Genomic DNA, 23,073 nt, shown 5'->3' with positions numbered 1-23,073 from the left:
GCGATTCTGTACGATATATAAGCGATGCCAATGATAATGGCTACTAAAGCTGTTGTTATATAGTTTTCCATATTTTATTTTTCTTCATTATGAATTACGGCAACTGGTTTTCCAGAAACCTTTTCTTGTAAATGCTGGAAGATGATGAAGAGCACCGGAATGATAAACAAACCTAGAATTACTCCTGAAAGCATCCCTCCAGCTGCCCCGATACTGATGGAGTGGTTACCTTGTGCAGATGGACCTTTGGCACTCATCATTGGCACTAAACCTACTACAAAAGCAAGAGACGTCATGATAATTGGTCGCAAACGTAATTTTGCTGCATCGATTGAAGCTCTGACTAACGCTTGTCCCGATTTTCGTTTTTGAACGGCAAACTCGACAATCAAAATGGCATTTTTAGCAAGAAGTCCGATCAGCATGACGAGCGCAACTTGTACGTAAATGTTGTTTTCGATTCCAGTTAAACCAATCGCTACGAATACTCCAAAAATACCTGCAGGGATTGACAAGATTACAGCCAAAGGCAAAATGTAACTTTCGTACTGTGCAGCAAGTAGGAAATAAATGAATATCAAACACAGTAAGAATATAGTTGCAGACTGCCCTCCAGAAGAAATCTCCTCACGAGTCTGGCCCGAGAATTCAAACCCGTAACCTGCAGGTAATTGTTGTGCTGCTACTTCTTCAATTGCTTTAATGGCATCTCCGGAACTAAATCCAGGTTTCGGAATCGCATTAATCGAAATTGAATTAAATAAATTGTATCTAGAAGCGGTTTCAGAACCATAAATACGGGTTAGTTTCACTAAAGTATTTATTGGCACCATTTCGCCTGTTTTGTTTTTGACAAAAACTCTGTCAATAGCAGTTGGATCAGCTCTGTCTTCGATATCGGCCTGAACAACTACACGGTAATATTTACCAAATCGGTTGAAATCAGAGGCCTGAGCGCTACCAAAGTAAGCCTGCATCGTTTGTAAAATGTCTTTTACATTAACGCCTAACTGATTTGCTTTTTCGTCATTAACTTCCAATTGTAATTGCGGATAATCTGCTTTGAAAGAGGTAAAAGCAACAGCAATTTCTGGACGTTTCATTAATTCGCCGATAAAGTTTTGAGAGATTCCAGAGAATTTATCCAGTTTTCCTCCCGTTTTATCTTGAAGAACCAAATCTAAAGCTTCAACATTACTAAATCCAGGAACAGTTGGGAAACTGAATACGAAGAAACTTCCGCCAGAAATAGCGCCCAGTTTACCACGAACCTGATTCATGATTTCGTCAATATTTTTCACTTCGCCTCGTTCCTCATTTGGTTTAAGCAATACGAAAACTACTGCAGAAGATGGACTTGTTGAATTTGTCAATAAGTTGAAACCTGAAATCGCTGTTACAAATCGAGAAGCATCTAAACCTCTTAAAGTATTCTCAGCTTCAGTCATTACTTTTTGAGTTCCGTCTAATGATGTTCCAGAAGGTGTATTTACTGCAATAGCAATAAATCCTTGATCTTCTGTTGGGATAAATCCTGCTGGAGTTGTTTTCACCATAATTACTGTTGCAACAGTAATTAAAGCTAATCCGCCTAAGCTCAACCATTTTCTTCTGATTAAGAATTTCAATCCGCCAACGTAACGGTTTGTCAACGATTCAAAACTGCTGTTGAAAGCGGTAAAGAATTTTTCTTTAAATCCTTTTTTCTCATAAGGCGCGCCATGATCGTGAGATCCATGATTATCCTTTAAGAATAAAGCAGCAAGCGCCGGACTCAATGTTAAGGCATTAACAGCCGAAATTACAATTGCAATTGCCATCGTAAAGGCAAACTGACGATAGAAAACTCCTGTTGAGCCTTCCATAAAACCAACCGGCAGGAATACAGCAGCCATTACCAGCGTAATCGAGATAATAGCACCCGTTATTTCGTGCATTGCTTCATGGGTTGCGATTTTTGGAGACAAACGTTTGTGCTCCATTTTCGCATGCACCGCTTCGACTACCACAATGGCATCATCGACCACAATACCAATCGCCAGAATTAATGCGAAAAGCGTTAAAAGGTTGATCGAAAATCCGAATAACTGCATGAAGAAGAACGTTCCTAAAATTGCTACAGGTACAGCAATAGCCGGGATTAATGTTGATCTAAAATCTTGCAAGAAGATAAATACCACAATAAATACCAGTATAAAAGCTTCTATTAACGTATGCTCAACCTGTTCGATAGATTGGTCAAGAGATACTTTTGTACTATAGAAAATATTGTGTTTAATGCCTTTTGGAAAATCTTTAGAAGCCTTTTCCATCATTTTGTTAATAGCAATCTGAATATCATTCGAGTTAGAACCTGCTAACTGAATAACCCCAATTACAATTCCTTTTTTACCATTTAAACGAGTTAAACTGTTGTAAGAGTAAGCGCCAAGTTCAACTCTCGCTACATCTTTTAAGCGAAGTACTGAGCCATCTGCATTAGAACGTATAGCAATATTTTCATAATCTTCAGGTTTGGTTAATTTTCCTTTGTATTTAATAACGTATTCAAAAACTTCTTTGCTTCGCTCTCCAAATTTACCTGGAGCCGCTTCCAAACTTTTGTCCTGAATCGCTCCCATAACTTCGCTTGGAGTCACTTTGTAAGTAGACATCTGCGTTGGATTCAACCAAACACGCATAGAGTAATCTTTTACACCACCAAAAATACTGGCAGAACCCACACCCGGAATACGTTTTAGCTCCGGAATAATATTAATCTGTGCATAGTTGGCCACAAAAGTCTGATCGTATTTTGATTCATCTTCGGTGTACATACCAATTGCCATGATGAAACTGTTTTGCTGTTTCGCCGTAACAATACCTTGCTGTACAACCTCGGCAGGAAGCTGGCTCGTTGCCTGAGCAACACGGTTTTGTACGTTTACCGCAGCCTGATCGGCATCTGTTCCTAGTTTAAAGAAAACCGTAATCGCTAAAGTACCGTCGTTACTGGCTGTAGAACTCATATAAGTCATGTTTTCTACACCATTTATTGATTCTTCGATAGAAGGTGCCACAGAACGTAAAACCGTTTCTGCGTTGGCTCCAGGATATACCGCCGTTACCAAAACCGATGGAGGCGCAATATCAGGAAACTGTTGTAAAGGCAGTTTAGTTAAACCCAATACCCCCAGAATTACCAATAAAATGGAAATTACGGTTGCCAGTACAGGTCTTTGTATAAATATTTTGAACATTGTCTTTTAGAATTATTTTTTATTAGTTACTTGGGCAACTTTTGCAGCTTTTTCAGGTTGAATAGCCTGTCCGTCCTGAAGTTTGTCAATACCGCTCATTACGATTTGATCACCCGTTTTTACACCATCTTTAATTAAATAATTGGTACCATTTTTACCCACAACTGTAATTGGCATTTTGGTTACTTTGTTGTCTTTGCCTACGGTGAAAACAAATACTTTATCCTGCATTTCAATCGTAGCAGCTTGCGGCACTAAAATCGCATCGTCGTGTTGTAACCCTAAACGAATTCTTCCTGTGTTTCCAGAACGTAACGTTCCGTTTGTATTTGGGAAAGTTGCTCTAATCGTTATTGCACCTGTAGTTTTATCAAACTGACCGTCAACCATATCGATTTTTCCAGTTTGCGGATAAGCGTTGTTATCAGCTAAAATCAAAGTAACTGGAGGCAGTTTTTTGATTTTATCACCTAAAGAACTTCCTGCATATTGTGATTTAAAGTTGATGAAATCTGTTTCGCTCAAAGAGAAATAAGCAAAAACTTCATGAACGTCTGATAAAGTCGTTAAAGGTTCAACATCAGAAGCTGATACTAAACTTCCTTGTTTTTTAGGCAGTCTTCCTATGTAACCACTAACTGGAGCTGTCACATTTGTATAGCCTAAATTAATTTTAGCAGAACCAACCATTGCTTTTGCTTGTTCAATATTTGCAGCAGCAATTTTTTGAGAAGCTTTAGCTGTTTTTAACTGATAGTCTGAAACTACTTTGTTTTGAACCAGCGGAGTAAGTTTATCAACTTCTAAATTAGCGTTGATTAAAGCCGCTTCTGCAGCGTGTAGACTTGCCAAAGCATTGTTTAACTGCTCACGAAACGGACGTTCGTTTATTTTGAATAAAGTTTGTCCTTTACTTACATACGCACCTTCGTCAACAAAAATTCTGTCAAGGTTTCCGCTTACTTGTGGGCGAATTTCAACATCAACAGTTCCTTGTATTGCAGCAGGATATTCAGCGTCAGTTGTAGTGTTTGCACTTGTAATAGCCAGCACAGGTAAAACCGGTGGAGGCGGAGCAGTAGGCGCCTGATTTTTGTCGCCACAGCTGCTTAATACTAGGGCCAGAATAAAACTGGTTATAATTACATTTTTCATTTTCATAGTGGTTTTAATTGGTTGAACATTTTCTCGGATTAAATTCTTTGGTATTCTGGCATTCTCGGGATTCATATTTAATTGAATTAAATTATCTAACGTTGTTAAGTAAAAGTGCACAAATTTCTATACAGCAAGCCCTTTCCAATTCTATTCTAAATCGGTATTAAATTATCTAACATTGTTAAGTAAGAGTCTAAAAAAAGAGCTTTTACTACCTTTATTAAATTTTCTAACAGTGTTAAGCGAATGTTATAAAAAAAAGGATTTAATATTATCCTGTTTAAATCATTTTACACCGTTAAGTAAAATTGAAAATTTTTTTATTGTATAGACTTGATGATACCACCAATGGCATCTTTCAAAATCTGAGCATTTATTGTTTCTAAAATATCACTTTTATTAATGATGTTGATGGCGATTAAACCATGAATAACAGAAAAGAAAGTAAAATATTTTTGTTTGATGATATCTTCACTAGGGTTGCTGTCCTTCATGATTTCAGCAATAACTCCGGTGAACAATTTGTAAGGTGCTTCCTGAGCCGAACATCGCTGTGCGCAGCAGGTCATTTGAACACCAAACATTAACTGATACATTTCAGTATTAGTAAAAGCGAAGTCCCAGTAAGTCATCCACATGGCTTCTAATTGATCTTCGGGTTTTTCAAATTTGGCTTTAGCAGTTTGTAACTCTTTCGCCAGTTTCATAAAACCTTTGCCAGTCAGTTCTTCTAGTATTGCTTCCTTATTCGAAAAATATTCATAAATAATAGGAGCAGTATATTCGATCCTGTCGGCAATTTTACGCATACTCAAACCATTCCAGCCTTCGTCTTTCACGATATCATAAGCAGCCCCAAGGATGTTGTTCCTTGTCTCTTCTTTTTGTCTTAAAATTCGATCTTTACTAGCCATTATATTCGAGTATTAAATTGTTTAACACTGTTAGGCAAATGTATGGCGGTTTTTCTAATTATGAAATATTTTTATCATAATATTTTCTTATCGTGTCATAGATTGATTTAAAAAACTTCGGAAAGCCTTTATTTTATTCAAGTTTTTGTCTGGATGATTATTTTAAGGAGCAGCCATTTTTTAGTTTTTAAGACCATTTGTCCCGCTCTCCATTATATTTTTTGTAGTCTCGTTAAAGAAACGAGACCATAAAAAGATACCATTTCGATCGGGGCTAGACGAGAATGTATCTTTTTCATTAGAACTTTTTCAAATTTTACCATCAATGATTTTCTCGAAGGTAAAATTCCAGAGGAATGAAATATTTATAGATTGTTAAATAGCGGTTTACAAAGCTCCTGCGGAGCGATATAATAATTATCGAAATCAACAGAGAATATTTCGCTCCACTGGGCTCTATCAAAATGTAATTATTATTTCTATAAATATTTCGTCCCGTTCGGACTTTTAATAAAATAGTAATGGTTTCTTTTGTGGGACTGAGCAAAACCACCTGTATCATTTTTTTTCGTAACATTACAATAAAAAAAATGAAGCCACTAACCATCCTAAAAACCACAATTGCTGTTTTATTTTTCCAGCTGACCTTTTCTCAGGAAGCCAAAAAAGAAACCGCACAACCGCAATACACAATCGAGAACTGTGTCAATCATTTCGAATTAGACAAAGCCACAAAAACCAAAGTAGGTTATCAATATTGGTTTGGCGATAAAAACTTCACTCAGGAAAACACACTAAAAATGAGTATCGTCGAACCTGGCAAATCTACACACGCGCCACACCATCACGTCGAAGAAGAATTTTTCTATATCCTCGAAGGCACAGCCGAATTCTACTTAGACGGAAAAACCAAAATCGCAGGTCCGAACACGAGTTTTTACTGTCCCTCAAATATGGAACACGGAATAAAAAATGTTGGAACTACCGATTTGAAATATTTGGTTATTAAAAAAGATTTGAGGTAATTCCTTTAATATGATTTTTAATCGTTCTCTAAGTTGTCATCCTATAAAATAGGGAAGTATAATAGCGTGAATTTTATATAATTTCAGTTTAATTTTTAATAAAAATCTGTATTTCAATTAATTAACTTTTATTAAAGAAAGGTTTAACACTGTCTGTTTTCCCTGGCTGTTTGAAATAAGTAATTTTAGGTAAATCAAAATTAATAACATTTTAAAAATTTAAAATTATGAAAAAGAATATAGCCATATTAGCAACAAACGGATTTGAAGAATCAGAATTAGCATCTCCTAAAGCCTATCTGGAAGAGCAAGGTTGGAATGCAGATATTGTAAGTTTGAAATCAGGAACTATTAAATCTTGGAAAGACGGTAACTGGAGCAAAGAATATAATGTTGATGTTGTATTGGATCAGGCAAATGAAGCAGATTACGATGCTTTGGTTCTTCCGGGGGGAGTTATAAACCCTGATTTATTAAGAAGAGAAGAGGCTGCAGTAAATTTTGTCCGTTCATTTTTTGAAAGTAAAAAACCGGTAGCGGCTATTTGTCATGGACCTCAAATTCTGGTAGATGCAGATGTGCTACAAGGTCGAAAAGTAACTTCGTTCTTCTCTGTTAAAAACGACTTGAAAAATGCCGGTGCACAATGGGAAGACTCAGAAGTAGTGGTAGACAATGGTTTAGTAACCAGCCGAAACCCAAATGATTTGCCTGCTTTTAATAAAAAAATGGTAGAAGAAATTAAAGAGGGAAAACACGAGCGTCAGACAGTGTAATTTTTATTTACATTTATGAAGTTACAAAAAATGCAAGATCAATTTTGGTCTTGCATTTTTTTTGTGATAAAATTGTGGTGCTTTGACTTCGATCTGTCAGACAAATGTTTACATGCGGTTTGTCATCCTGAGGGACGAAGGATCGCACGCGCATATCGACAAGGATTAACGACTTAGTTTATTTTTTCTGAAAAACCTCGATCTTATGGATCAAGGATTTGTTTCAATGTTTTTGGTTTTTCAATGCGTTATCTATAATTCTAATGTAATCAAATAAATAATGAAAGCAAGTATTATTGATCCAATTCCAACTATCAGTATAGGATCGACTATATCAAAAAGTTTAGGTTTTTTAGGAAGAGAATATACAATGGCTGTCAAAATAAAGATCGAAAACAAAATCAGAAAAATCCTTTTTCCTCCTCCATTGTCTACTTCATTTCGGCATCTAAGATCGAGGTATTCTTTATCATTTTTTACCAACGAATGAATTTCACAAGAATTTTGTGTGTTGAAATCATTCAAATCATCTTTTAAAATAGCAATGGAGATGGTATCTCCAGTTTTTATTTCATTTATAACTTCTTGATCATTAACACAACTATAGTCATAACCAGCAATCTCAAAAGTACTTTGATTATTAATGCAATTAAATTCTATCCATTTTCTGCTTCTTTTTCCTTTTCTTTCTTTGAATTTAGGAGCGTTCGAAATGATCAGGTTTTCATAAACTTCAAGATCTGATTGTTCTATGACATAACTTCCACTAATGACTTTGATAAAAAAATAAGTTCCGAAAATGAGACACAATACAGATACAACTAAATAACCTTTTTGTTTTTCTTCCCAATCACTAATGCTGTTAATCATATTAAAGTTTGTCATATTTTGTATTCAAAAATAGGAATATTTTTAGAGATTTTGGCTTTGGAATTGTTTGTGTTTTTTTACAATCTTGTTATTTTGACCTAAGTCATAGTGAACAGGCGAAGCAAATCTCCACAAGTAGCTCCACAATCTACATTGCCAATCTTTGTAGAGTTTCTCGCTAAGATTTCTCTCCCGAAGCCTCGGGATCGAAATGACAAAAATGCGATAAATGCCTGCTGAAATATAGATTTCTTATATTTGATAATAGTAATATATTAATTGAAAGAAAAATCTTTCTTTTTAAAAAATTTTCCTATATTTGAAGTTCCTATAATTACGACTTTAAATTAGAACAAGATTTGCCCTTGTATTATGTGTACGGTATCGGAAACGACCGTAAACGCTGTCGTAGGCGTTAGGAACACTAAAATGCAAGGGTTTTTATATTTCCTAATACTACGACATTATGAGTACAAACACCCTTTCCAAAGAAGCCGAAACAAGGCTGATTGATTTCTTTAACCATATTATAGATCCCAACGATATGGCTAAAATATTAAGACAAGTAAACTGCATTTTAGCTCTCGGCGTAACGCGACAGCACGAAACTCTCCAAATCGGACTTTTAAATTTTGAAGACAATTATTATTGGCTCAATGAATTGGCGGAAATTTTGAATCCTTATTTGAGTGAGGAGTAGAGTTTATAAAATGAGAAAACCTCGATTTTTGGGATCGAGGTTTTCATTACTTTTAAGCAACTAGATCTATTTTTAACTTTTTAAAAGCATCTTCTAGTAGATACTTTATTGATAGAAGGTTTTCTTTGTCAAGTGTACATACCATATTTGAAAATTGTTTCTTGTAATCATCATTTACCTTATTTATGGTAAGTAAAATTTCATCTTCAGTAAAATTGCTTTCTCTTAACGTTTTTTCAGATATTTCTAAATTTTTTAATTTTAGTATGGAAGAATCAATCTTAGTTTTTTTTAAATCTCTTGATATTAACCAGCCATTTGCATTTGCTGCTTTCCAACAATCAATTGATATTAAATCTTCAATAGTGGTTTGAAAAGTAATACCTTTTGATTTAATTGATTTAAGTAAAACGGAATATTTATAACTGTTCTTTAAAATGGAAAAGGTCTTGTTTTCAGCAGAATTTTGCTCAATTTGGTTAACCAAATTATCAATTGCTATCTTTCCGGCTTCATCATCATCAAAGATTCCAACTGCTTTTAAATATTTTTCCTCTTTTGTTTTTATGGTTAATGACTTTGCCCAAATAAAAAGTTGCCTTTGTACCCATGAGGCACCTCCACCATAATTTATCGTTTCTAAATAAACTTTATCTATTTCGTTTTCAAAAAAATGTTTTAAACATGATTCGATAATATTTTTATCTGTTGGGCCCTCTAAAAAAATTGTTTCAATTTTATTTGCTTTGACACGTGATTTAACTAAACTAATATGAAATATAAGATCCCTTAAATTATTTTTCCAGATTTCGGAACTAGGTTCAAAATGCCAAATTTTCCAAATACCTTCAAAGTTATTCTTTAGCTCTTCAAATTGTGTAAGACCAACGATATACATAGGAACATTTACTTTACTTTTATTTCTATACAATTGTTTAATAAGTACTTGACCGCCATTGTCATTTGGCTGGTCATCATATTTTAGAGGCATTTGTAAATCAGTAATCAATAAGTGATATTCCTTATTTTGTAAATTTTCAATAGCTTCTTGTACGCATGAAGCTTGATTTATAGATAAAGTTTCGTCGAAAACTTCTTTAATTGTTCGTATTATAGATGAAATTTTATTAAAATCATCATCAACTAGAAGAATACTAATATGATTCATATTTTTAATTCTGATATTAAAGTAGACATATCTATTTGCCAGTTATCTTCATTAGCATTATAAAAGACTGCTCCAATATAAAAACTATCAAATTGGTTTTTAAATATTGTATTTATTTCGTCGAAAGTTAAATTTCCTTCTTTGGTTGGAAAGACATCAAACATCGTAAATAAGATTGTAGGCAATAATATTTTTCTGCGGTTCATCTCTCTTAGGATTTTTTCTCCACCGAATTGTTCATAATTTCCTCCTAAATCATTCAAACCTTTCTCCCATAGAGGAATTGTCATATCCAGAATTAATAGATCATAAACTTGATAATTACTTTTTAATTCTAACATTCCACTTTGAAAAGATTCTTTGATTACAATTTTTTGAGATTCTAAAAAACTACTTAGCCTTTCAATTTTTATTTTATCATCTTCTATTATTAAAATTTTCATAATTAAGCGATTGGTTTTTTGTAAGGAAAATAAAGTGTAATTGAAATTGAGTTTTTATTTAGCTCGTAATCAAATCTGTGTGTTTTGGCTAATGCTTCGTATAAAAGTATTCTTTTTATTTTATCATAACCACTTTCTCCCTCTTTATTAGATCGTTCTATATTTTCATGGTTATTCCAATTTTCTTTTATTGCCTCTAGTTTAATTCTATTAGCAGAATAATCGAAATTAGGATTAAGATTATTTGTGAATTTTATTAATACAAATTCATCCTTATCAATTGATGAATCTATTCGTAATTTAATTTTATTTGTGTCTAATTTTGAATGTTCAATAACATTTTTGAACATAATGTTGAAAACAAAAATTAAATTACTATATCCTGCAAAAATATTTTTTACATTTATTTCTGGCTTTAAATTAAATAGAGGATTTATTCTGTTTGTTAAATTTAAACTAGCATCAATAATTGTTTCAATGCTTAATAACGAGGAAGAACTAGTTGTATTTAGATAGAACCATTCTGATAAATATTGTAATTCGTTTTGTATTTCTGTACTAGATTTAGTGAGATTAGATATTAGTTCGCACTCATTTGGTAAATTAAGATTTCTTAACTCCCCAATAGTATTTTCTATTATTAATTGAAATTTCTTTGGAATTGTTGATGAAAATGCGTGAACAATATCCTCTTGAAGATTTATCAAAGTATAATTGACAAAATTTGTTAATATCATTTCAATTGTTGATTCGACAGAATCGAAGTATTCTTTAGCCTCATTGTAAAAAGAATATAAAAGTTCATCATTTGTGTAGTATTGAAATAATCCTTCAGCCTTATCCGAATTTTTTTCTGTTTGTATCTGGATTAATTTTTCTACAATAAAGGTAGTGTTATCATCTATTTCTTTAGAGAAATTTTTTAAGATAAGTTGAACTGGAATATTTAATTCTGGAGTACTCACTAATTGCGCTCTCCAAATATTATTGTCTTTATATTGATTATTTATTTTTGAAGTTATAAGATTTAATTTTTCAAATACGCTTCTAATATGATTTTTCAAAGCACCATGTCTGATTCTTGTGCTCAGACAACTATCTAGTCCATATTCTTTACTAAAAAGAAAATTTTCACGGGATTCTAAATAAATACTTTTAAAAGCAAGGTAGTTAGCACTGTTATATTCTTCAATGTTATCGTTTTTCTCAGTTAATGCTTTTTCCCAGTTTTTAGTATTTGAAGTATTAAAACCAATTAAATTTTGAGTTGAAGATGAAGCCTCAATTTCTTTAAATCTTTGAAATTGATCGCTAAAATTTTTAATTTGAATTTCCTTCAAACTGCTGACGTCAATATATAATCTTCCTTCATCAACTTCTTTTAAGACTTTTCTTACTGAGTTTATTTTATAAATTTCATTTATTTCTTTTTCATAAATTAATTTATTTGATAAATCTACGGAAATTAATATTTCTAATATTTTTACCCTGTCTTCTTCCACATCACTAATGGAGTTATATTCTGTGGAATATTTTAATGTATCTATTGTAATAACATTGCTTAAAAAATATACAACTTTTTCTAAAGTGTATTTTTCAATAAAAGAATAGATATCTATTTCTTCGATACTAAAGATATTAATTGAACACATAAAATCATCATACGCCTCATATAAGTCATATTCTTTAACAATTAACGAATAAAGAATAGGATATTCTATTGAATCGATAATAAAATCTTTATTTCGTGTTTCTTTAATTTCTTCATATAAATCAATGTAGCTAAGTTTTCTTGTGAGAGTAGTTTTATTGAAAAATATTTCTCCAAATAAATTTAATGCTTCTTTCAATAATCCTAGATTTAGAAATGAATAAAAAAGTAAGCTTACTTTTCTTTCATAATAGTATGGTAAATTATCTAAATCAGATGCTTCTGCTAATATTTCAATAACATTGTTAAAGTCTTCTTTTTGATAACTTCTAATTGCTTCCAATGTACTTTCTTGTAACTTTGATTTTGAAATAGAATTAAGGAATTTTACATCATTTCCTTGCTTAAAATATTGTACTTTAAAACTATGATTCGAAAAAAGGTCTTTAAAATTTTCGACAATTAAGTTTCTGTTACCTATTAATGCTAAATTTTTATGCGAATTAAAAGATGATGATAAAAATCCTATAATATGATTTTTTTCAATTTTTCCTTCAATTTCTGCCATTAACCCAGTTATTTGTTTTCCAAAATTTGTATTCATTAAAAACAAAGTAGATTTAAGTAAATCTTTCCAGCTTTTTTCTTTATCATTTTTAAAGGTTAATAAATCGTAAGTATTTTTTAATATTTCATCAATTGTTTTACTTAAGCCTGTTTGAACAAAACCAATTTCTAGGTTTATAAGAGATTTACAATATGTTTTGTAGTATTCATATTCTAGAGGATGTGTCTTTATTCCAACACGTGATATTTCTAATGCTCCTTCAAAATCTCCAGAGTAATATAAGTTTAAGCATTGCAGAATATCATTGTTGTTTTCAAAAATTAGTAATTCTTTTTTTTCATTAATTACATTGTAAATGTTCCAAATTCTATAATCATTGGGAACATTGTCTTTCAATAAATTTATAAAGGGGAAAAATAATTTATCATTTTCAACCGATGTGGCTAAATTGTAAAGAATAACATCAATAAGTATTAGATATTGATCTATTATTGAAAATATATTTGAAACATAAATTACACTTTCAAGATTTTTATATTTGTAATCATAATTAACAATGTTAAAATTTTTGAATACTAAAAAATCTTTAATTAAACCATCTGCATTAATTGTATCAATTTCATTTTGAAACTGATTTAGAAATGTTTCAAATGAAAATTTAGATTCAATCCTTTTACTACTTGAATTTATTGTAAATTCATAAATTGGTTTTTTTATTTCCTTTAAATAGTAAGAGAGTTTATTCCAATTCGATTCAGAATTATTAACCCTTTCCTCTATTATTAAATTTGCTTCAATACTCCATAAGCTAATTCCAAATAAATTTTCTATATCTTTTAATATATCACTGGCATTTTCAAAATTATCTAGAATTATACATTCTTCAAATTTGTTTTTTAAAGCTATAAAAGAATCTATTTCATTTAAGTAGTTTTCAAGAATATTTGTTATCCATTTGAATTCTTTTTTAAAATTTTCTGTGAATGAATAAGGCTCTTTTAAAAAAATATTTTCTATTGATTTAAAAAAAGGATCTTTATTTAAACTTTTATTAAAAATTGGGTGTGATTTTAATGCCTGTTTGTATTCACCAGCATTGATCAATATTTTTATTTGGTTAATCTGATTAACAACGGTTAATTTTCTATTACCTAAAATTAATCTGATTGTCTTTTTATATTCCATTTTTAGTTGTAATGATTATATTTTGTAATAAGATTTACAGGATTTCTCCTTTTTAGTTTTGGAAACAAATCTAGTAATTACCAAATGTATTTAATTTTTCTTATTAAAACTACCCTACAAATAAGATGTCAAATAGTTTAATATAAAATATGTTGAAAAAATTATTTATGTATGGGATTGTACTAGCAAAATGCAGAAACTAAAAAAAAAATCATTTTTGGCAATTATTTATAGATGGTTAATATTATAAAAAAAAAGACAGTCCCTCCAATTAAAGAAGAACTGCCCTTTTAGGCAAATTTTTAAATTTGCATTCCTAAGAATGCGTACAGTTTTTGGTAATCTACTAAAATGAAGACTTAAACGCAGGTTATTCGTTTATTGTATCGCCTTCCTTAGTTTCTTCGCTGGCAATTTTTACCAGTTTATCTTTCGGGTTTAAATCGCCGAATATTTCGATTTTATCGTCGATTTCTCTTCCTTTTTTAATGTTGACTCTTGTTGCTTTGTGGTTTAAAACTTTGATCACAAATAAACCTTCAGCAGAATTCACCACCGCCGATTTCGGAACTACAAATGTGCTGTCTTTTGCGTTTAACGGCAATAAAACTTCGGCAACCATTCCAGGTAAAAGATCTTTTTTGGTATTGATAACGTCCATTTCAACACGCTCAGAACGCAGTTTCAAATCTAAAGCGCCAGACATTCTGGTAATTTTCGCTTTAAAAGTTTCCGGCAGCGATTTTACGTTAAAACTCATTTCGTCGCCATTGTGTAAATATCCCGTATACAATTCCGGAATCGAAACCGCCAAACGTAATTTATCCTGCTGCTGAATCGTCAACAAAGGCAGATCAGAACCTTTTCCGGCTGGACCAACGTAAGTTCCTAAATTCACATTTCTAGCCGCTACAACACCGTCAAAAGGAGCACGGATTTCTAGATAACCTCTCATAATGCCCACTTCTTTGTGTGCCGCAACCGCAGCCTGATATTGTGCGTAATCAGAATTCTTTTTACCGCTTGCCATTTCTAAATCGTTTTTAGAAATCGTTCCTTCAACCTTGCTAGTTTCATACAAACGGTTGTAAGTGCTTTTGCTGGTGGTGTAAATGGCTTCCATCGACTTCAACCTTGATTCGGCTGCAGCCAATTGTGAACTGATTTCTGGCGCTTCTAAAACAATCAAAAGCTGTCCTTTTTTTACTTTCGTTCCAATATCAACTTTTAATAATTTTACGAAACTGCTCACTTTGGCATATAAATCTACTTGCTGGAAACCCGTTAATTCTGCTGGTAAACGCAATTCTGTAGTCAGTTTTTCTTTTTCTAAAAGAAACGTTTCTGTTTTAGGTTCGATTTCTGCCGTAACAACTTCTTCTTTCTTTGAATTACAGCTGTTCAGAAAAAATAATGCTGCTAAAAACAGCGGGCTGTATTTTATAATTTTAGTGTTCATTTTTTGGTTTTAATGATGAGATATAATGGATACTTTCTTCGTCTTCGGGATCTAAAGAAACAGATTGTGTCGTTGTTTTTTCTTGTGCCCAGGCAAAAATCTGCGGAAGGATTAATAATACGGCAAAAGTAGAAAATAAAAGTCCACCGATAACCGCTCTTCCTAACGGAGAAACCTGATCGCCTCCTTCGCCGTGGCCAATTGCCATTGGCAGCATTCCCGCAATCATCGCGACAGATGTCATGATAATTGGACGCAAACGCAGCGCAGCAGCTTCACGTGCAGATTCTAAGGCATTGCCATTTATTTTTCGAAGCTGTTCGGCATTCGTTACCAATAGAACGGCATTGGCAATCGAAACCCCAACCGACATAATGATTCCCATATACGATTGTAAGTTTAATGTAGAACCTGTAATAGTCAGCATTAATAAGGCTCCTAAAACTACCGCAGGAACTGTCGTTAAGATTACTAACGAAACTTTGAACGACTGGAAATTAGCGGCCAACATTAAGAAGATTACAAAAACGGCAACCAATAATCCTGATTGTAAACTGCTTAATGTTTCAGTCAGTACAGTACTTAGTCCAATTGGCGTGATAAACAAACCACGTGGTAATTCGCCAAGAGAACTAATTGTTTTGCCTACATCTTTTGTAGCCGTACCTAAATCGGTTTGGTTGATGTTTGCAGTAACGGTAATGTACGGCATGGCCCCTAAATTGTCATTTTCACCGCTTACAAATCCGGGTGTAATTTTAGCAACGTCACTTAAAACAGGACGAAGCGAGTTTCTCAATAACGGAATTTCTCCAATATCGGTTTTACTTTTCATCTGGTTCAACGGAACCTGAACCTGAACGTTGTATGATAATCCCGCTCTTTCATCAACCCACATATTTTTTTCGGTGTATCTTGATGATGAGGTTGAAGCCACAAGCGAACGCGAAATATCGTTCATGTCTACGCCTAATTCTGCCGCACGGGTTCTGTCAATATCAATATTCATTGCTGGATAATGAATAGGCTGTCCTATTTGAACGTCTCTGAAATACGAAATCGCTTTTAGTTTGTCAACAATTTGATTCGCGTATAATTCATTTCGTTTTTTATCTTTTCCTGCAATTCGAATTTCGATTGGAGTAGGAGAACCTTGGCTTAAAACCTTATCCGTTAATTCAATTGGTTCAAAAGAAACTTTAGTGTCTGGCAGTACTTTTTTCAATCTTGCCCTGAACTCGTCTTTAAACTCATCCATATCGGCATGATAATCTTTTAAACTTACCTGGAAAACAGCTTCATGCGAACCCGCCATAAATAAATAAATCGGGTTGATCGAGAATAAAGACGGATGCTGTCCGACATACACAGAAGAAATTCCTATATGTTCCGGGCCAACCATTTTCTTCAATTCTTTTAACGTAATCACAGCCTGTTCTTCTGTTCTTTCTAAACGAGTTCCATCTGTAGCACGAAGTCGCAGTTGAAATTGACTTGAATTGGTTTTCGGGAAAACATCTTTACCGATAAAAGTAATTAATACAATTGCTAAAACCGTTGCAGAAACCAAATACACAATACTAGTTGCTTTTTTATGAACGAATAATCGATCCAGCGTTCTCATAAAGCGGATTCTAAAACGCTCAAATGCACCTATTTTTCCATCGCTGTTTGTATCGTCTTTTTCTACATAGTTTTTTTTCTGCGTAATAAGCTCTCTTTCAGATTCTGGAGTTAAGCCGCAGGCATTAAATTCAGCTTCATCATCTGTAATTTCCGGCGTATGATCGTGTTTTGGATGCGCTTTCATTAACCAGTTGGCCATTACAGGTACAAAAGTTTGTGAAAGTAAAAACGAAATTACCATTGAAAATCCGATTGCTAAAGCCAAAGGAAGAAACAACGCTCCCGGAATACCAACCATTGTAAAGGCTGGTGCAAATACGGCAAGAATACACAATAAGATTAATAATTTTGGTAAAGCAATTTCTTGACAAGCATCCCAAATGGCGAGTGCTTTTGGTTTTCCCATGTCGAGATGCTGGTGAATATTTTCGATCGTAACCGTACTTTCATCCACCAAAATACCAATTGCCAAAGCCAATCCTGATAGCGACATTAAGTTGATCGTCTGCCCAAATAATTTCAGGAATAAAACTCCCGAAATGATCGAAATCGGAATCGTTAAAATTACGATTAACGCGGCACGTCTATCTCCCAAGAATAACAAAACCATTAAACCCGTTAAAACCGCACCGATAATTCCTTCGGTAATTAAACTTTTAACCGAGTTGATTACATAAACCGACTGGTCAAATTCGTATGATAATTTTACGTCTTCGGGCAATGTACTCTGAATTTTAGGAAGTTCTGATTTTAATTTCTGAACCACATCCCAAGTCGAAGCATCTCCTGCTTTTGCAATACTGATATAAACCGAACGTTTTCCGTTTACCAAAGCATAACCCGCAGTAATATCGGCACCATCTTTTACAGTCGCTACATCGCCTAATTTTAAGTTTTGAACGCTTCCTTTAAATAACGGAATGTTTTCAAAATCCTTAACTTCTTTAATTGTATTGTTGGTTGGCGTGATATAATTTTTGTCGCCCATTCGCACGTTTCCGCCCGGAGCCGTCTGGTTGTTGACACGAATCGCTTCTACAACTTGATCTGGTGTCATATTATGCGAACGCAGTAAATCTGGATCTACGTTAACCTCGATTGTTCTTGGGCTTCCGCCGAAAGGCGCAGGAGACAATAATCCTGGAATCGAAGTAAACGAAGCACGAACATAAACGTTGGCTAAATCCTGTAATTCGTTGTTTGAACGTATTTTACTGCTCAAGACCAATTGCCCGATTGGCAGTGAAGAAGCATCAAAACGAATGATAAACGGAGGCTGTGTTCCTGGAGGAAATGCCGCCTGAATCCTGTTCGAAAGCGAACTCAATTCGGCTGCAGCCTGCGCCATGTTTGTGTTTTCATAATAGGTTAATTTCATGATCATTAACCCCTGAATATTTTTAGTTTCTACCGATTTTACACCGTTGGCAAAAGGCAGAATGTTAACATAAGTCTTAGCAAAATAAGCTTCCATCTGGTCCGGCGTATAACCTCCAAAAGGATGCGCAATATAGATAACCGGCAAATTCATTTTTGGTAAAATATCTACCTTAATGTCTTTGATGGCACCAATTCCGAAGAAAAATAGACCCGCAACCAATACTAATATGGAAATGGGTTTGCGGAGTGCAAAACGTATTAAATTCATTTGGATCTAATTAAAATTCATTTATAAATAAGTCAAAATTGCCCGTTGCAGCAACTTTCAGCAAAAACGACTGCCATACATTATTGTTGACAATATCACGATCAATTTCCGCACGATTTAAAACATACATTGTTTGTGTTAAATCAGTTAAGTCGGTTAAACCGTTTTTGTATAAAGTCGATTTTTGCAAATAAGCTCTTTTTGCCGCATCAACCTGAATAGGCGCTTCGGCATAATTTTCTAAAGTAATTTTGATCTTATCTTCGGCAAAATTCAGCTGTGATTTTAAATCTCTATCCGCCTGATTGTATTCTTCCTGCAAAGCCTGAGAAACAAATTTCTGAGCGCTGACTTGTTTGCTGGATCTAAACGGCGTGGTTTAATTCCACGTAATTCCAACTCCAATCAAATAGTTTGTACGATCTGGATTTACGCCGTCCCAATAATTTCTGCTGAAAGCATTTTGGTCGGTTGCATAACTATTTTCAAATCCTGAAGCTCTAGTTTGTAAAACACCAAAAGCACTCATTGTTGGGTAATAAAAACGTTTAAACAATTTAACCTGCTGGTTGCTGTAATCAATTCTCGTTTTATAGAATTGCAATAACGGATGCAGACTGTCATTTGCAGCGTTTCCTTTAATTAGTTCTTTTGGAATCTGAGTTACAAAAAGAGTATCGGTAACAAAATCCTGTGGCGCAACACCCATCAAATCAACTAATTTGTTGTTTTGTTCTTTAACGAAATTTCTAGCTAAGTTTAAAGCAATTTTAGCTTTAGAAACTTCTGCAGTTGCTAGTGTAGAATCTACGCCAGCTAATAATCCGTTTTTAACTCTGGCAACAGCTGTCTTTTTGAAAATTTCTGCGCGGTCTAGATTTTTTTGCTGCGAAATCAATAATCTTTGGCTCGCTAATAAATTAAGATAAGCAGCAGAAATTTTGATTTCCTGTTGGAATTTTTCCTGCTCTAAATCTTTTTCTTTGGCCTGAACATCAATCTTAGACAAATTGATTTTTTCTTTCATTTTTCCAAACGTGAAAAAATCCCAGTTCATGTTGACAAGATAAAGCGCGCCAAATGCTGAGTTCCAGTTTTGTTCAGGTAACGGAAGTCCTGATGAAGCAACTCCAAGTCCTCCAAAACCATAAAGCGGTCCGTTTTGTCCGTTTACAGTTCCGTAATCTTGCTGCGCTGACAAATTTAAGTTAGGCAGATAATCACGACGAGATTGTTTTAGAGTCTCTTTTGATGCATTGGTGTAATTGGTTTTTGCTCGGATCGAACCGTAGTTTTCAAGCCCAGTTTTTACTGCTTCTTTTAAAGAAAGGGTTTGAGAGTAACCGATTGAGGCAAAAATCAATAAAAATAAAATGGTAATTTTTTTGAAATACATAAACTCAAGGTGTGATATGAAATGTTTTTTGATGAAACAAATTTATTTCTCTTACGCTGATAAAAGTCAGGTTAAGTGATGTACTGCACTAGTAAATGACGAATTGAATTTGTCATTTTTTGAAAAAATTAATTAAATATTTGTTCGTACTTTGTAACCTATTTCCAAATTAAGAATGAACAAAAAAGTCGATAATATATTGGATAACAAATGGTGGCAGGAGGTTGCTGTTGTCCTTTTTTCATTTACAATTTATACCTTAAAAAATGATTGGATGTTATTTAGTTCATTCATTTCGATTTTAATGGGGGTATTTTTCTATTGTATTTTATACATGCACGCCCAATTTAACCGTTTCTTTCTCCTTCCAATTTTATTCAAAGCAAACAAACCTTTTACGTATATCATATTGACATTGTTTGGAGTTTTTGTATTTTCTGTTGTATTGTACGAAATCACAATGCTGGATATGTTTGCCAAATGTCATTTGTATCAAAACTCGCATCAAAGAAGTTACGCTTATCAATTGGCCAGCGTTTTAGGAACTTTAGTCTGTATTCTGAGTCCGATAATTGTTTTTAAGTTTTATCGTATCCACAGAAAACAAACCGATGCGGCTTTATTGTTCAATCAAATGCAGTTAAATTCTTTGAAAGGACAATTGAATCCGCATTTTTTGTTCAATACTTTTAATACACTTTACGGAATAAGTCTTCAATTTCCAGACCGAACACCAGATTTGATCATGAAAGTTTCGCAGCTCATGCGTTATCAATTGGAAAGTAACAGTAAACAATGCGTTTCTTTAGAAGACGAATTGGAGTTTATAAACAGTTATGTTCAGCTTGAAAAAGAACGTGTTGGCTATCGCTGTGACATTACATTTGATGCTGATATTGACAACGAAAACGCTTATAAAATTTCGCCAATGCTTTTAATTGCATTTATTGAAAATGCCTTTAAACACGGAACTTGTGCAATTGAAAACTGCTATGTAAAAATTACGATTACGGTAAAAGAAGGATTACTAAATCTGCATGTTACCAATTCGATTCCGAAGAAAAATGATGTGATTTCGACTAAAATCGGCTTAAAAAACACAATCGAACGTTTGAATTTAATTTATGGGAAAGATTATAAATTAGATATTCAAGACGATAAACAGACTTATATTGTTGATTTGGAAATACAACTTAAAAAGTTTGTAGGATGAGAGACGCAAAAAAATGCATTATTGTAGACGACGAACCAGCGGCGCATTATGTTTTGGCGAATTACATCAAACAGAATCCGCAGTTAGAATTGGTTTTTCAAGGCTATAATGGCATTGAAGCAATGAATTATCTCAGAGAAAATACAGTTGATTTGATGTTTCTGGATATTAATATGCCTGAAATTTCTGGAATGGAACTGCTGAAAATTCTTCCAACACATCCAAAAACTATTTTAACAACCGCTTATTCTGAATTTGCTTTAGAAAGCTACGATTACGGCGTAATTGATTATCTGCTGAAACCGATTTATTTTCCAAGGTTTTTAAAAGCAATTGATCGTTTTTTTGCCACAGAAAATGGAAAACAAAAACCAGAAGAAGCAATTAATTCGGTTAACGTAAAAGTCGACGGCTATTTGATGAATATCGAATTGGATCAGCTTTTGTTTGCGCAGAGTTTTGGCAACTACGTAAAGCTGCACACGACAAAAAGAACTTATCTGGCATCGATTACAACAACTGAATTTGAGAAATGCCTTCCGGAAAAGAGTTTTATGCGCATTCATAAATCGTATATAGTTGCTTTGGATAAAATTGAGGTAACCGAAAAAGATTTTGTAGTTATTAAAAACGAAAAAATTCCAATAGGAATTACTTATAAAAGAGAACTTACCGACAGATTAAAAAAGCTGGAATTATAAATTGATTTCTGTCTAAGTATTTAGTTTTGAGATGGTTTAGTTACGTTCATTAAAAATATTGTTTACTTCATTTATTCTTAATTAAAAAGTAGTACTTTTAATACGTTATTTAAAGTTTAATTTAAAAATGAAACCATGAAAAACGTGTTTTTGACTTTTACTTTTTTATGCAGCAGTTTTTTAATTGCACAAGAAGGGACGAATATGAAAAAAGTAGTTACACCTCCAGAAGTTGTGAGACTTGCTTTTGAAAAAGAATATCCTGGTAACGTGCCGGTTTGGGCGGAAGAATATGTGGGAGATGATAATGATGAAATTCGTTACGAAGCACGATATAATGTAAATAACACCACAAAAGCATTAGCAGTTTACGACAATTTGGGTGCTATGAAAGCTTATGAATTACAAATTCCTTTAAGCCAGCTGCCGCCAAAAGCACAAGCTTATTTAAAGAAAAATTACCCGGCCAAAGCTATTCGCGAAATTGCAGTTGTTGTAGATTATAAAAAAATAACGACCTATGAAGTTGGAATTGAAAAAGACGCCAAATTCTATGATATACAGTTTGATAAAGACGGTGGTTTTAATGTGATAGTAGAGAAAAATTAATTTTGTAGGAAAATTATCAATATTTGTTTAGTTTTATATTTTTAATTTAAAATCTAAGCATGAGAAAAATTATTTTATTCGCCTTTGTAATTTATAGTAATTTTCTAATTGGCCAAAATGGGATTATAGTGCCGCCAGAAAATATTAGAACAGCTTTTGAAAACCAATATCCGCAAAAGAAACCAGTTTGGGATATTGAATACGGTAAAAATGAAGATATCATTTTTGAAGCAAAATTTAATGAAACAGCAAAAACAATTGCTTTTGCCCGATATGATAAAGAAGGAAATTTTAAAGCTTACAAAACACAAACATTATTAACCAAACTGCCGAAAAAAGCACAAGTTTATCTTAAAGAAAATTATCCTGTTAAGTCTTTGAAACAATTTTTTGCTGTCGTAAATAATTTAAATATAAAAAGTTATGAAGCCGGAGTGGTCAAAGATGCAAAGTTTTACAATGTAGTTTTCGATCAGGACGGTGAATTTTATAAAAGAATCCAAATTAGGTAAACTTCTTACTAATTCAAATATATTTGAAATGACAAACCCGATAAGTTTTTAAAGCTTATCGGGTTTTGTTTTTTATGGGTTAAGAAATTAAAAGTTAAAAGTTAAAAGTTAAAAGTTAAAAGGTAAAAGGTAAAAGGTAAAAGGTAAAAGGTAAAAGGTAAAAGGTAAAATTACCACTAACCATCCACAATCAACCACTAACCATCAACCAT

Annotated in this window: 18 protein-coding genes; 7 read left to right on the top strand and 11 right to left on the bottom strand. The window is 33.1% G+C overall.

Annotated features, from left to right (window positions below; all coding sequences use genetic code 11):
* Nucleotides 1-74 precede the first annotated feature (74 nt).
* The 3 genes from QMG60_RS18310 to QMG60_RS18300 all read right to left on the bottom strand — a co-directional run bounded on the left by QMG60_RS18310 (nt 75) and on the right by QMG60_RS18300 (nt 5,311).
* A complete protein-coding gene (locus tag QMG60_RS18310; protein ID WP_057116222.1) occupies nt 75-3,239 on the bottom strand; it encodes an efflux RND transporter permease subunit in 3,165 nt (1,054 codons plus the stop codon).
* Nucleotides 3,240-3,251: 12 nt separating this feature from the next.
* Nucleotides 3,252-4,469, bottom strand: coding sequence for an efflux RND transporter periplasmic adaptor subunit (locus tag QMG60_RS18305; RefSeq protein WP_281865956.1), 1,218 nt, complete (start codon nt 4,467-4,469; stop codon nt 3,252-3,254).
* Nucleotides 4,470-4,717: 248 nt separating this feature from the next.
* Nucleotides 4,718-5,311, bottom strand: coding sequence for a TetR/AcrR family transcriptional regulator (locus QMG60_RS18300; RefSeq protein WP_057116220.1), 594 nt, complete (start codon nt 5,309-5,311; stop codon nt 4,718-4,720).
* A 590-nt stretch (nt 5,312-5,901) separates the two neighbouring features.
* Here QMG60_RS18300 and QMG60_RS18295 point away from each other — a divergent pair.
* Together QMG60_RS18295 and QMG60_RS18290 are read left to right on the top strand one after the other, a co-directional pair.
* The gene (locus QMG60_RS18295; RefSeq protein ID WP_281865955.1) at nt 5,902-6,336 is read left to right on the top strand and encodes a cupin domain-containing protein; all 435 of its coding nucleotides are present in this window, start codon (nt 5,902-5,904) and stop codon (nt 6,334-6,336) included.
* A gap of 227 nt (nt 6,337-6,563) precedes the next feature.
* Nucleotides 6,564-7,112 (top strand): type 1 glutamine amidotransferase domain-containing protein, encoded by a 549-nt coding sequence (locus QMG60_RS18290; RefSeq protein WP_281865954.1) that lies wholly within the window; start codon nt 6,564-6,566, stop codon nt 7,110-7,112.
* Nucleotides 7,113-7,364: 252 nt separating this feature from the next.
* Here QMG60_RS18290 and QMG60_RS18285 read toward each other — a convergent pair whose 3' ends face one another.
* Nucleotides 7,365-7,997, bottom strand: coding sequence for a hypothetical protein (locus QMG60_RS18285; RefSeq protein WP_281865953.1), 633 nt, complete (start codon nt 7,995-7,997; stop codon nt 7,365-7,367).
* A 451-nt stretch (nt 7,998-8,448) separates the two neighbouring features.
* On the opposite strand from QMG60_RS18285, the gene QMG60_RS18280 reads away from it, so the two are divergent.
* The gene (locus QMG60_RS18280; RefSeq protein WP_281865952.1) at nt 8,449-8,682 is read left to right on the top strand and encodes a hypothetical protein; all 234 of its coding nucleotides are present in this window, start codon (nt 8,449-8,451) and stop codon (nt 8,680-8,682) included.
* Nucleotides 8,683-8,734: 52 nt separating this feature from the next.
* Here QMG60_RS18280 and QMG60_RS18275 read toward each other — a convergent pair whose 3' ends face one another.
* The 7 genes from QMG60_RS18275 to QMG60_RS18245 all read right to left on the bottom strand — a co-directional run bounded on the left by QMG60_RS18275 (nt 8,735) and on the right by QMG60_RS18245 (nt 19,826).
* On the bottom strand, nt 8,735-9,850 hold the full coding sequence (locus QMG60_RS18275; RefSeq protein ID WP_281865951.1) for a response regulator: 1,116 nt from the start codon (nt 9,848-9,850) through the stop codon (nt 8,735-8,737).
* Complete coding sequence (locus tag QMG60_RS18270; RefSeq protein WP_281865950.1) at nt 9,847-10,293, bottom strand: hypothetical protein; 447 nt, start codon at nt 10,291-10,293, stop codon at nt 9,847-9,849. The genes QMG60_RS18275 and QMG60_RS18270 overlap by 4 nt, the downstream gene beginning before the upstream one ends.
* 2 nt (nt 10,294-10,295) lie before the next feature.
* Nucleotides 10,296-13,697: a hypothetical protein gene (locus QMG60_RS18265; RefSeq protein ID WP_281865949.1), complete on the bottom strand. Its 3,402-nt coding sequence runs from the start codon at nt 13,695-13,697 to the stop codon at nt 10,296-10,298.
* Between the two features lie 370 nt (nt 13,698-14,067).
* The gene (locus QMG60_RS18260) at nt 14,068-15,156 is read right to left on the bottom strand and encodes an efflux RND transporter periplasmic adaptor subunit (protein WP_281865948.1); all 1,089 of its coding nucleotides are present in this window, start codon (nt 15,154-15,156) and stop codon (nt 14,068-14,070) included.
* Nucleotides 15,146-18,430: an efflux RND transporter permease subunit gene (locus tag QMG60_RS18255; RefSeq protein WP_281865947.1), complete on the bottom strand. Its 3,285-nt coding sequence runs from the start codon at nt 18,428-18,430 to the stop codon at nt 15,146-15,148. The genes QMG60_RS18260 and QMG60_RS18255 overlap by 11 nt, the downstream gene beginning before the upstream one ends.
* 10 nt (nt 18,431-18,440) lie before the next feature.
* The gene (locus QMG60_RS18250) at nt 18,441-18,752 is read right to left on the bottom strand and encodes a TolC family protein (protein ID WP_281865946.1); all 312 of its coding nucleotides are present in this window, start codon (nt 18,750-18,752) and stop codon (nt 18,441-18,443) included.
* A 57-nt stretch (nt 18,753-18,809) separates the two neighbouring features.
* Nucleotides 18,810-19,826 (bottom strand): TolC family protein, encoded by a 1,017-nt coding sequence (locus tag QMG60_RS18245; protein WP_281865945.1) that lies wholly within the window; start codon nt 19,824-19,826, stop codon nt 18,810-18,812.
* 175 nt (nt 19,827-20,001) lie between these two features.
* Here QMG60_RS18245 and QMG60_RS18240 point away from each other — a divergent pair, with 175 nt between their 5' ends.
* The 4 genes from QMG60_RS18240 (at nt 20,002) to QMG60_RS18225 (ending at nt 22,861) form a co-directional block, all read left to right on the top strand.
* Complete coding sequence (locus tag QMG60_RS18240) at nt 20,002-21,039, top strand: histidine kinase (protein WP_281865944.1); 1,038 nt, start codon at nt 20,002-20,004, stop codon at nt 21,037-21,039.
* A complete protein-coding gene (locus tag QMG60_RS18235; protein ID WP_281865943.1) occupies nt 21,036-21,740 on the top strand; it encodes a response regulator transcription factor in 705 nt (234 codons plus the stop codon). The genes QMG60_RS18240 and QMG60_RS18235 overlap by 4 nt, the downstream gene beginning before the upstream one ends.
* 135 nt (nt 21,741-21,875) lie before the next feature.
* Nucleotides 21,876-22,349 carry a hypothetical protein gene (locus QMG60_RS18230; protein WP_281865942.1) on the top strand — a complete coding sequence of 158 codons (474 nt, stop codon included), beginning with the start codon at nt 21,876-21,878 and terminating at the stop codon, nt 22,347-22,349.
* 59 nt (nt 22,350-22,408) lie between these two features.
* Nucleotides 22,409-22,861, top strand: a complete 453-nt coding sequence (locus QMG60_RS18225) for a hypothetical protein (RefSeq protein WP_281865941.1) — start codon at nt 22,409-22,411, stop codon at nt 22,859-22,861.
* The last annotated feature ends 212 nt before the right edge of the window (nt 22,862-23,073 follow it).

It is taken from the genome of Flavobacterium sp. GSB-24 (assembly GCF_027924665.1).
GTDB lineage: Bacteria > Bacteroidota > Bacteroidia > Flavobacteriales > Flavobacteriaceae > Flavobacterium.
The sequence above is the reverse complement of the archived record's forward strand: the minus strand, read 5'-3'. Positions and strand labels throughout refer to the sequence as shown.